General features: G+C 71.2%; 8 protein-coding genes. 4 read left to right on the top strand and 4 right to left on the bottom strand.

Features of this window, described 5'->3' with window-relative positions; genetic code table 11:
* Positions 1-128 precede the first annotated feature (128 nt).
* Together gatB and E4O86_RS20395 are read right to left on the bottom strand one after the other, a co-directional pair.
* Positions 129-1,628 (bottom strand): Asp-tRNA(Asn)/Glu-tRNA(Gln) amidotransferase subunit GatB, encoded by a 1,500-nt coding sequence (gene gatB / locus E4O86_RS20400; RefSeq protein ID WP_161142393.1) that lies wholly within the window; start codon positions 1,626-1,628, stop codon positions 129-131.
* 70 nt (positions 1,629-1,698) lie between these two features.
* Entirely contained in the window at positions 1,699-3,234 is a 1,536-nt protein-coding gene (locus E4O86_RS20395) for an ArnT family glycosyltransferase (RefSeq protein WP_161142392.1), read from the bottom strand.
* Between the two features lie 252 nt (positions 3,235-3,486).
* On the opposite strand from E4O86_RS20395, the gene E4O86_RS20390 reads away from it, so the two are divergent.
* Entirely contained in the window at positions 3,487-4,317 is an 831-nt protein-coding gene (locus E4O86_RS20390; RefSeq protein ID WP_161142391.1) for a class I SAM-dependent methyltransferase, read from the top strand.
* Here the strand turns inward: E4O86_RS20390 and E4O86_RS23275 are convergent.
* A complete protein-coding gene (locus tag E4O86_RS23275) occupies positions 4,253-4,567 on the bottom strand; it encodes a hypothetical protein (RefSeq protein ID WP_205521004.1) in 315 nt (104 codons plus the stop codon). The two genes, E4O86_RS20390 and E4O86_RS23275, sit on opposite strands and share 65 nt — an antisense overlap.
* 322 nt (positions 4,568-4,889) lie before the next feature.
* Between E4O86_RS23275 and E4O86_RS20385 the strand changes: the two genes are divergently transcribed.
* The 3 genes from E4O86_RS20385 to E4O86_RS20375 all read left to right on the top strand — a co-directional run bounded on the left by E4O86_RS20385 (position 4,890) and on the right by E4O86_RS20375 (position 10,010).
* Positions 4,890-5,141, top strand: coding sequence for a DUF6455 family protein (locus tag E4O86_RS20385; RefSeq protein WP_161142390.1), 252 nt, complete (start codon positions 4,890-4,892; stop codon positions 5,139-5,141).
* A gap of 89 nt (positions 5,142-5,230) precedes the next feature.
* Entirely contained in the window at positions 5,231-6,169 is a 939-nt protein-coding gene (locus tag E4O86_RS20380; RefSeq protein ID WP_161142389.1) for a putative bifunctional lysylphosphatidylglycerol flippase/synthetase, read from the top strand.
* Between the two features lie 79 nt (positions 6,170-6,248).
* Positions 6,249-10,010, top strand: coding sequence for a hydantoinase B/oxoprolinase family protein (locus E4O86_RS20375; RefSeq protein ID WP_161142388.1), 3,762 nt, complete (start codon positions 6,249-6,251; stop codon positions 10,008-10,010).
* Between the two features lie 402 nt (positions 10,011-10,412).
* Here the strand turns inward: E4O86_RS20375 and E4O86_RS20370 are convergent.
* The coding region (locus E4O86_RS20370) for a sarcosine oxidase subunit gamma (RefSeq protein ID WP_205521003.1) at positions 10,413-10,891 on the bottom strand (479 nt) is incomplete at its 5' end.

Genomic DNA, 10,891 nt, shown 5'->3' with positions numbered 1-10,891 from the left:
CGAGCGGACGGCGGCGCTCGAGCGCGAGGAGCCGGTCCTCGCGCACGGCCCCGGCTTCCGCCGGCCGGTCGGCGGGCGCGCCGGGCGCGCTCAAGGCGAAGCCGGCTCCGAGGCCCGCACGGCGCCCGTCATTCGATGCCGAGCCGGGCCTTCAGGAGCGCGTTGACGGCCTGGGGATTGGCCTTGCCCTGGCTCGCCTTCATGACCTGGCCGACGAACCAGCCGATCATGGTGGGCTTCGCACGGGCCTGCTCGACCTTGTCGGGATTGGCCGCGACGACCTCGTCCACGAGCCTTTCGATGGCGCCGGTGTCGGTGACCTGCTTCAGGCCGCGCTCCTCGACGATCCGGCGCGGCTCGCCGCCTTCCGAGAGGAGGATCTCGAACACGTCCTTGGCGATCTTGCCGGAGATCGTGCCGTCCGCGATGAGATCGATGAGCTCGCCGAGCTGATGCGCGAAGACGGGCGTCGCCTCGATCGCATGGCCGGTCCGGTTGAGCGCGCCGAGCAGTTCGTTGATGACCCAGTTGGCCGCCTGCTTGCCGTCGCGGCCGCGGGCCACCGCCTCGAAATAGTTGGCGACCTCGCGTTCGGAGACGAGCACGTCGGCGTCATAGGCGGAGAGCCCGTATTCGGCCTGGAAGCGCGCCCGCTTGGCATCCGGCAGCTCCGGCAGCGTGGCCGCGATCGCCTCGACATAGGCGTCGTCGAAAGTGATCGGCAGCAGGTCCGGATCCGGGAAATAGCGGTAGTCGTGCGCCTCTTCCTTGGAGCGCATGGAGCGCGTCTCGCCCCGGCCCGGATCGAAGAGCCGGGTCTCCTGGTCGATCGTGCCGCCGTCCTCCAGGATTCCGATCTGCCGCCGCGCCTCGTATTCGATCGCCTGCCCGGCGAACCGGATCGAATTGACGTTCTTGATCTCGCAGCGCGTGCCGAAGGGCTCGCCCGGACGCCGGACGGAGACGTTGATGTCGGCGCGGAGGTTGCCCTTCTCCATGTCGGCGTCCGACGTGCCGAGATAGCGCAGGATGGTGCGGAGCTTGGAGATGTAGGCCTTGGCCTCGTCGGCCGAGCGCATGTCGGGCTTGGAGACGATCTCCATCAGCGCCACGCCGGACCGGTTGAGGTCGACATAGCTCATCGTCGGATGCTGGTCGTGCAGCGACTTGCCGGCGTCCTGCTCGAGGTGAAGGCGCTCGATGCCGACCCGGACCTCCTCGAACCGGCCGTCCCGGTCCGGCCCGACCTCCACCACGATGGTGCCCTCCCCCACGATCGGCTGGTCGTACTGCGAGATCTGATAGCCCTGCGGCAGGTCCGGATAGAAATAGTTCTTCCGCGCGAACACGGAGCGCTTGTTGATCCGAGCCTTGAGGCCGAGGCCGGTGCGGATCGCCTGCCGGATGCACTCCTCATTCACGACCGGCAGCATGCCCGGCATGGCGGCGTCGACGAGGCTGACATTCTCGTTCGGCTCGCCGCCGAATGCGGTCGAGGCGCCGGAGAAGAGCTTGGAGCGCGAGGCGACCTGCGCATGCACTTCGAGCCCGATCACCATCTCCCAGTCGCCGGTCGCGCCGGGGATGAGGTTCTTCGGGTTGGTGTTGCGGGTTTCCTGCAGGGCCATGGCCGACGTCTCTCCGGGGTCGCCGCGTTCTCCCGCCACAGGCATTCCGCGTCAAGCCTCGCGCGCCCGCTCAGGAGCGTCCCGGAATGCAGGCGGGGGCGGATGGCTCGAGCGGGCGGAACCGGTAGACGGACATTCGCCATCCGTCGGCCCGCAGCGGAGAGCGCCACGGGATGGAGACCTCCCCTTCCGGCGCCCCCGGGATCGCCCGGGCGGCGACATCCGGTGGGGGCGGCACCGGCTCCGGCGCGCTTTCCCAGACGAGCACGCAGGCGGCACCCGGCGAAGCGGGCGGCAGCGTCTCGATCGGCAGCGCCGTCGAGACGACGCGGGCCCCGGGCAGCAGGGCCCGCAGATTTCCGGCAAGGTCGTTCTCGGTCGCGACGAGGGTCGCGGCGCCGTAGCCGGCACCGGCCAGCGCCGGCCCGAGTTCGCGATAGGGCTTCGTCTCGCGGCAGACCGGGGTGCAGAACGGCCGGTCGGGATAGAGGAAGGTCGCGGTGCGCACCAAAGCGGCCGCCGCCGCGACGACGCCGAAGGCGGCGACGAGGATCGTCCGCTGCCGACTGCTTCCGAGCGCGCCGGCCCGCCCCATCAGCCAGAGTGGCGCGAGCAGGAAGAGCGCATGCATGTGCCGCTCCTTGAAGGTGGCCACGCCGAAGAGGAGGAGCGCCGCGACGAGCACGACGAGGCCGGCCGCCGCGAGGTCGCCGAGCAGGCGGAGCCAGTCCGGACGGCCGGGCGGCGGCACCGGCGAGCGTCGCCGCGGGTCGAGGGATTGCGGCACGATCGCGGCGACGAGAAGGAGGAGCGGGAACAGGAAGCCGAGCACCGCGCCCGCGACGGACGGAAGCCCGCGGACGACCCGATCGCCGAAGCCGGCAAGGTGGCGCACCGTCGCCTGCGCCTCGGCCGCGACGCTGCCCTTCGCCTGGACGAGCCACAGCGCATAGGGCGAATAGAGCAGAGCCGCGACGAAAGCCGCGAGGACGAGATGCCGCCAGTCCAGCCGATGCCTGATCGCCGGCCGGCGGAGCGCGACGAGGCAGAGGAGGACGGGAAAGATCCAGTAGCTGTGCTTGGAGAGCCCGCCGAGGCCGATCGCCGCGCCGAGGACGAGGGCGCGGCCGAGCGACGGGGCCTCCACGTAGCGCATGAAGGCGAGCATGCCCGCCGTCAGCGTCACCATCAGCATGGCCGTATGGGTGAACATCTGATGCTGCATCCAGCCGATCTGGTAGATCGCCGCGTAGGAGGCCGCCGACGCGACCGCCCAGGCCGGATCGCGCACGACCCGCCTGGCGACCGCCGCCGCCAGACCCGCGAACGCCACCATCAGCAGGTAGCGGACGAGCACGAAGCCCTCGATGCCGGGGCCGAGCACCGACTGGACGAGCTTCAGGAGCCAGACATAGAGCGGCGGCTGCCGCGCCTGGTACCCCAAGGACCAGACCTGGGCGAAGACGTTCTCCTGCGAATCGTCGGTCGCGATGCTGTCGGAGAAGGCGAGCCGCAGCGCCGCGAAGACGAGCGCATAGGCAAGAGCGAGGACAAGCGTGGTACCGACGGGATTCCGCCGCGCATGATCGACGAACGTGCCCCACATTGGGCGCCCGCTTTGATGCTCGATGCCTTCCACGCCTCACCCGGCTCCTGCGGTGGACGACGGGCGCGAGCCCCGCGATCTTGCGTGAAACGGGGCGCGGCCGTCGCGGGACCGAGGCTGCGTAGTCGCGGTTCCGACCGCCTTCAAGTCCGAAGCGCCGCCTTGAGCCTTAACCAAACGGAAAGGAATCGCCGGCCGCCCGCCGGCCGCGCGATAAAATCATTCAATTCTCATCGAAACGACGGGATCGCCATGGTCGACACGAGCGTCGGGAACGCGAGAACCAGCCGGCTGGCGCGGGACTGGGCGACCCTTTGCCGTCTCCTGCGCGAGCGCGGCCTCCTCGCTTCGCTCGAGCATGTCTGGACGACGGCGCTCATCCGGGCCCACGCAATCCTTGCCGACCGCAAGCGGCTCGCCTGGGAGGCGGTGCCGAGCGCGGGCTATGCGCCGGTTCGCCGGAACGAGGTGGTCGGGGAAAGCGCCGAACACGGCTTCGACTACGCGCCGACGCCCTGCCTCGTGCTCGACTGGGTGCTCGATGCGCTTCCGATCGCGCCCGGCGAGACCACGCTCGTCGACATGGGCTCCGGCCGCGGACGCGTGGTCCTGCAGGCGGCGACGCGCCCGTTCAAGGAGGTCGTCGGCGTGGAGCATTCGGCGGAGCTTCACGCGGCGGCGCTCGCGAACAGGGCGGCCTTTCCGAGCGCGCTGCGGAAGGCGCGGGCTATCACGCTGATGAACCGGGACGCGGCCGAGACCGTCCTGCCCGAAGGCCCGGCGGTGCTGTTCTTCTTCAACCCGTTCGGGGAGGAGATCATGGGCCGCGTCCTGTCGCGGCTCGTCCGGAGCGACGCCGCGGGAACGCTCTGCGTCTTCGGCGCGGTGCGCGGCATCGACCGGCTGGCCGGCGCCTACGGGCTCGCGCCGGTGAGGCTCCCGCTTGCGACCCGCATCCGGCTCGCGCTTCTCAGCCCGATGCGGATCGCGCTCTACCGGGTGCCGGAGCGGCCCGGGCTCAGATCGGGCAGCAATATTCCGGCGGCGGAGGAACGTCGCCCGGCATCAGCATCGTCCCCGTGACGCAGTAGAAGTAGGGCGTGCGGGCCGGCGACGTCGGAACACCGCGCCTGTCGAAGAAGATCACCCGCTCCTGGGGAACCGGGCAGGCAACGGCCACCGGCTGGTAGACGACCGGCGCGACGACGGCACCGCCCGGCAGATCGGCGGCCTTCGCGAAGCCGGCCGCTGCGAGCATCGCCGCCACGGCGAGCGCCGAGAGCGCCGCCACCGCGACGACCTGCCTCGTGAAATCGGAATAGGTCCTGCGCATCAAGTACATCCCCACGGTCCGTTGCTTCGCGAAACTGAAACGCACCGGCTTGGAGCAAAGCGTTTACGTAAGCATCGGAGGGCGCCAATAGTTCCGCTTGTGGTTAACGGAGTCTCACTGCAGCTCCGCGACGAACCCCGAAGGTCTCCTGACCCCGACCTCTTCGTTCGCCCCAGGCGGAGGCAATCGCCACCGGGCTCGACGCGCCCGCGACCGCAACCGACGGCTCCGCGCCCGGGCAGCCGAGGGGCCGGCGATTGACCGGGATCAAAGACGGGCGGACACGCGGCGGGCAGCTTCTCCCGAGGCAGGGAGACAGCAGATGGGCATCTTCGAGCGAGCCAACCGGCACAGCCACCTGATGGGCGAGATGATGCGCCAGACCGGCGTCGACCTCTCGAGCGAGAGCGGGATCCTGCTCGGGCGAGACCTCCGGGCGGCGGTGCACGCCTGCGCGGGCTGCAATGCCGAGAAGCAGTGCGAGAGCTGGCTGGCGGAAGGGCACCAGAACGCGGAGCCGCCGGACTTCTGCCGGAACGCCGATCTCTTCCGCAAGCTGGGCCGCCGCGACTGAGCGGGCGCGCCGCCCGTAAGGCGGCCCCGACGCGCGGGAACGAACGCGCCGGAGCGGGCTTCCTTCCGTGAAGCACGGAAGGCGACCCGGTGAACCTGCGCAGACTGTCCCCGCTCGTTCCGATCGTGATGCTGCCGCTCGGGCTCTGGCTCGGCGCCCGCGCCTTCGAGGGCCACGATCTCTCCGACGTGGCCGAGGCGATCTTCGGCATGCCGGGCTCGGCGCTCCTCCTCGCCGTCGCCTTCGCCGCGGCGAGCTATCTCTGCCTGACCGGCTTCGATGCGCTCGGCATCCGCTATGCCGGCCGCTCGCTGCCCTACAGGAAGATCGCCCTCACCTCCTTCGTCGCGCTCTCGATCGGCCACAATGTCGGGATCGCCGCGCTGAGCAGCGGCACCCTCCGCTACCGCTTCTATTCGAGCTACGGGCTGAGCGGCGCCGAGATCGCCCGCGTGATCCTCTTCTGCGCCGCCACGGTGGCGATCGGCATCGGCGTGCTCGCCGGCATCGTCCTTCTCGCCGCCCCGAAATTCGGCACCGAGGCGACCGGCCTGCCGGCGGGCACCGCGCGCCTGATCGGGGCCGCCATGCTCGTCACGGCGGCCCTCTACGTCCTCGCCTGCGCCACGATCCGCGGCGGCATCGTCCTGCGCGGCCACCGGTTCGCGCTGCCGGACGCGAAGCTCGCGCTCGCGCAGGTGGCGATCGGCACGGCTAATTTCGCCTGCGCCGCCACGAGCCTTTATTTCCTCATCGGGACGGCGCCCTTCTTCCAGACGGTCGCGGCCTATGTCCTCGGCCAGGTCGCTGTCATCGTCGCGCATGTCCCGGGCGGCCTCGGGGTGCTCGAATATGTCGTTTCCCTGGTCGTCGGCGACGGCCGGGTCATCGGCGCGCTGATCGCGTTCCGGGTGGTCTATTTCCTCGTGCCGCTGCTGCTCGGCGGGTCGCTGCTCGCCGCCACGGAGCTTTGGGGCATGCGAAGGCCGGCTTCGGGTGCCGGCCTGAAGGCCGCGCCCTCCCGCTGAGCGCGCCGAGCGGACCCGGCACGGAGAAGACAAATCCGCCGGCCGCCGCTATCCCTTCGCGGGAGCGACGGAGAGCTTGATGGCGGACGCCCTTTGGGACTTCTGGATCGATCGCGGCGGCACCTTCACCGATGTCGTGGCGCGCGCGCCGGATGGCCGCATCGCGGCGATGAAGCTCCTGTCCGAGAATCCGGGCGCCTATCGCGACGCCGCCGTGGAGGCGATCCGCCGCTTTCTGGGCGTGGCGAGCGGCGCGCCGGTTCCGCCCGGGCGGATCGGCGCCGTGAAGATGGGCACGACGGTCGCCACCAACGCGCTGCTGGAGCGCAAGGGCGAGCGCACCGCGCTGCTCGTCACCCGCGGCTTCCGGGACGCGCTCCGGATCGGCTACCAGGCACGGCCGGACATATTCGCGAAGAGGATCGTGCTGCCGGAGCTCCTCTACGAGCGGGTCGAGGAGGTTGCAGAGCGGGTGCGGGCGGACGGCACCGTCGAGCTGCCGATCGACCCGGAGGCGGTGCGCGGCACGCTCGCCGGCCTGGCCGGGGACGGCTTCAGGTCGGTCGCGATCGTCTTCATGCATGCCTGGGCGCATCCGGCCCACGAGGCCGAGGCCGCGCGGATCGCCCGCGCCATGGGCTTCGACCAGGTCTCCGTCAGCCACGAGGTCTCGCCGCTCGTGAAGCTCGTCGGGCGCGGCGACACCACCGTCGTCGACGCGTATCTGACTCCGATCCTCGCGCGCTACGTGGCCGAGGTCGCGGCCGATCTCGGCATTGCAGCCGATGCCGGCGATGCCGGCGCGGAAGCCCCCCGGCTCATGTTCATGATGTCCTCCGGCGGGCTCACCGCCGCGCATCTCTTCAAGGGCAAGGACGCGATCCTCTCCGGTCCGGCCGGCGGCGTGGTCGGCGCGACCGAGACCGCAAGGATGGCCGGCTTCTCGCGCGTCATCGGCTTCGACATGGGCGGCACCTCGACCGACGTCTCCCATTTCGACGGCGAGCTCGAACGCGCCTTCGAGACGGAGGTCGCGGGCGTGCGGATGCGCGCGCCCATGATGAAGATCCACACGGTGGCGGCCGGGGGCGGCTCGATCCTCCACTACGAATCGGGCCGCTTCCGCGTCGGCCCGGATTCGGCCGGCGCCGATCCGGGCCCGGCCTGCTACCGCCGCGGCGGCCCGCTGACCGTGACCGACGCGAACGTCATGGTCGGCAAGCTGCTGCCCGTCCACTTCCCCGCGATCTTCGGGCCGAACCAGGACCAGCGCCTCGACGACGACGTGGTGCGGGCGCGGTTCGCCACGCTCGCCGCCGAGATCGGCAAGGCGCCGGAGGCGGTCGCGGCCGGGTTCCTGGAGGTGGCGGTCGAGAACATGGCGAACGCGATCAAGACGATCTCGGTCGCCCGCGGCTACGACGTCACCCGCTACGCCCTCTCCTGCTTCGGCGGCGCCGGCGGCCAGCACGCCGCGATGATCGCCGACCGGCTCGGCATGGAGGTGGTCCACATCCATCCCCTTTCCGGCGTCCTCTCGGCCTACGGCATGGGCCTCGCCGACATCCGGGCGAACCGCAGCCGCGCGGCGGTGCTGCCCCTCGAGGCGGGCTCCGAGGCGGCGCTCGCCGCTCTCCGGGACGCGCTCGCCGCCGAGGTCCGCGCCGAGCTGGAGGGCCAGGGGCTCGCCGCCGGCGAGTTCGAGGTCCAGGCCCGCATCCATGTCCGCTATGCCGGCACCGACATGGCGCTGCCCGTCCCCTTCGGCGGCGCCGGGGCGGTCCGCGCCGCCTTCGAGGCCGAGCACCGCGCCCGCTTCGGCTTCGTCTACGAGGAGAAGCCGCTCGTCGCCGAGGCGGTCGAGGTGGAGGGCGTCGGCGGCGGCGCCGACATCGCCGAGCCGGACCATCCGCTCGCCGCGGGTGCGCCCCCGCCCGAACGGACGACGCGCTTCTTCTCCGAGGGCGAATGGCACGAGGCCGGCGTCTATCCGCGCGACCGGCTTTCCCCGGGCCATCGCATCGCCGGCCCGGCGCTCGTGATGGAGCCGCACCAGACGATCGTGGTCGAGCCCGGCTGGTCCGCCGAGGTGACGGCGAAGGACCACATCCTGATGCGGCGCACGAGCCCGCGGGCGCGCGCGAGCGCGATCGGAACCAAGGCCGACCCGGTCATGCTCGAGGTGTTCAACAACCTCTTCATGTCGATCGCGGAGCAGATGGGGGTGACGCTCCAGAACACCGCCTATTCGGTGAACATCAAGGAGCGGCTCGACTTCTCCTGCGCGCTCTTCGACGCGGAAGGCGCGCTCGTCGCCAACGCGCCGCACATGCCGGTCCATCTCGGCTCGATGGACCGTTCGGTCGACATCGTCCGCCGCCTCAATCCGGACATCCGGCCGGGCGACGTCTATGCGCTCAACGCGCCCTACAATGGCGGCACGCACCTTCCCGACATCACGGTCGTGACGCCGGTCTTCGACGAAGGGGCCGCTCACCCGCCTTTCGGGGCCGGGGCCGGCGCCCCGGCGCCCCAGGACGAGGGGAAGCCCGGGACGATCCTCTTCTGGGTCGCCTCGCGCGGGCACCATGCCGATGTCGGCGGCGCGGCGCCCGGCTCGATGACGCCGCGCGCCACCATTGTCGACGAGGAAGGCGTGCTCATCGACAATTTCAAGCTGGTCGACGGCGCGGCGGGCGGCCGCTTCCGCGAGGCGGAGCTCTTGAAGCTCCTGACCGACCACCCCTTCCCCTGCCGGAACCCGGCGCAGAACGTCGCCGACCTCAAGGCGCAGATCGCGGCGAACGAGAAGGGGGTGGCCGAGATCCGCAAGATGGTGCGCCAGTTCGGCCTGGAGGTGGTGCAGGCCTATATGCGGCACGTCCGCGACAATGCGGCGGAGAGCGTCCGCCGCGTGATCGAGACGCTGTCGGATTCAGAGTTCGAATATCCGACGGACCAGGGCTCGACGATCCGCGTGCGGATCAGCGTCGACAAGGCGAACCGGCGGGCGAAGGTCGACTTCACCGGCACGAGCGAGGCGAAGCCGAACAATTTCAACGCTCCCGCTCCGGTGACGCGCGCGGCCGTCCTCTACGTCTTCCGCGTCATGGTGGAGCGCAACATCCCGATGAATGCCGGCTGCCTGGAGCCGATCGACATCGTGATCCCGGACGGCTCGATGCTCGCGCCCGCCTATCCGCGCGCGGTCGTCGCCGGCAATGTCGAGACGAGCCAGCACGTGACCAACGCGCTCTTCGGCGCCCTCGGCAGCCTCGCCGCGGCGCAGGGCTCGATGAACAACCTCACCTTCGGCAACGACCGCTACCAATATTACGAGACGATCTGCTCGGGCTCGCCGGCGGGGATCATGAACGACGGCACCGGCTTTGACGGCACCGACGGCGTCCACACCCACATGACGAACTCGCGGCTGACCGACCCGGAGGTGCTCGAGATGCGCTTCCCGGTCCTGCTGGAGGACTTCCACATCCGGCACCGGCCCGACGAATGGCCGGCGGGATGGCGGGAGACAGGCGGAGCCGGCGGACCCGGCGCCGGCATGTCCGGCGGCTCGGGCGGGCACGGGCGTTGGCGCGCGGGCTCCGGCACCCTGCGCACGATCCGGTTCCTGGAGCGGATGGATTGCGCGATCCTCTCCTCCCACCGCAGCGTCCGGCCGCACGGGCTCTTCGGCGGCGAGCCCGGCGAGCTCGGCGCCACCTTCGTCCGCCGCCTGGACGGGCGGCTGGAAGCGCTCGAAGGCTGCGACCAGACCGTGCTCGAGGCGGGCGAGGCCGTGATCGTCCGCACGCCCACCGGCGGCGGCTACGGCAGCTGACGCGGCAGCGCCGCGCCTTGCCGTTGTTTCCGGTGCGTCGCCGCGCCGCTTGTTCTGTTCCGGCGCTCCGCCGCTTGCCCTGTCGTCATGCCGGGCTGGACCCGGCATCCGGCGGCCTCTGCAGGCTCCCTCCCCCCTCGTGGGGGAGGGCTGGGGTGGGGGCATGCACGACCTTTCCCTCCCGGTGCGGACCGGCCGGTTCGCCGCGTCGCCGGGCCACCCCGGACGCCGCGAGCAGGCCGCCGCAGCCGGGTTCGGAACCGGGTTCGGGGCCGGGAACCCCTCCCCTTCCCCTTCCCCTTCCCCTTCCCCTTCCCCCTCCCCACGAGGGGGAGGGGGACGGATGCGGCGAGCGCTACCGAACCCGAAGCCGCAGCGGACCGGCTTGCGGGGCAGCGTCGGTCACGGTGCGACGAGCGGCTCGCCCTTGACCGGCACTTCCTCCGGCATGCCCCATTCGCGGCCGCAGGCGGCGAGCAGGCACCAGAGATAATCGGCGTGGGACCAGCGGACGAAGAGCCAGAAGACCGGGCCCGGCGGCCCCTCGTCGCCCTTCAGCCAGAGCAGGGCGTTGACGCGTCCGAAGACGGAGCCGGCGCATGCGCCCGGCCGGAACGCGCGCGGATGGAGGTCGAGCGTCGTGAGCTTGGCGAGGAGATCGCGCGCCATCGGGCCGGCAAGCTCGATGACGGCATAATAGTCGCCGACATCGACGAGCTGGTGCCGGACGGCGCCGAGCGCCGCCCCGACCGCCGCCGCCCTGCCGCCGCCTTCCGCCGGCGGCGCGACCAGCATCCATTCGTCCGGCCCCATCCAGAGCCATGCCGTCTCGCCCTCGGCCGCGCTCGCGAGCGGCGCGCGCGGCAGGCCGATCCCGAGCG

It is taken from the genome of Propylenella binzhouense (assembly GCF_009866965.1).
Classification (GTDB): domain Bacteria; phylum Pseudomonadota; class Alphaproteobacteria; order Rhizobiales; family Afifellaceae; genus Propylenella; species Propylenella binzhouense.
This window is presented reverse-complemented; position numbering and strand designations above follow the sequence as displayed.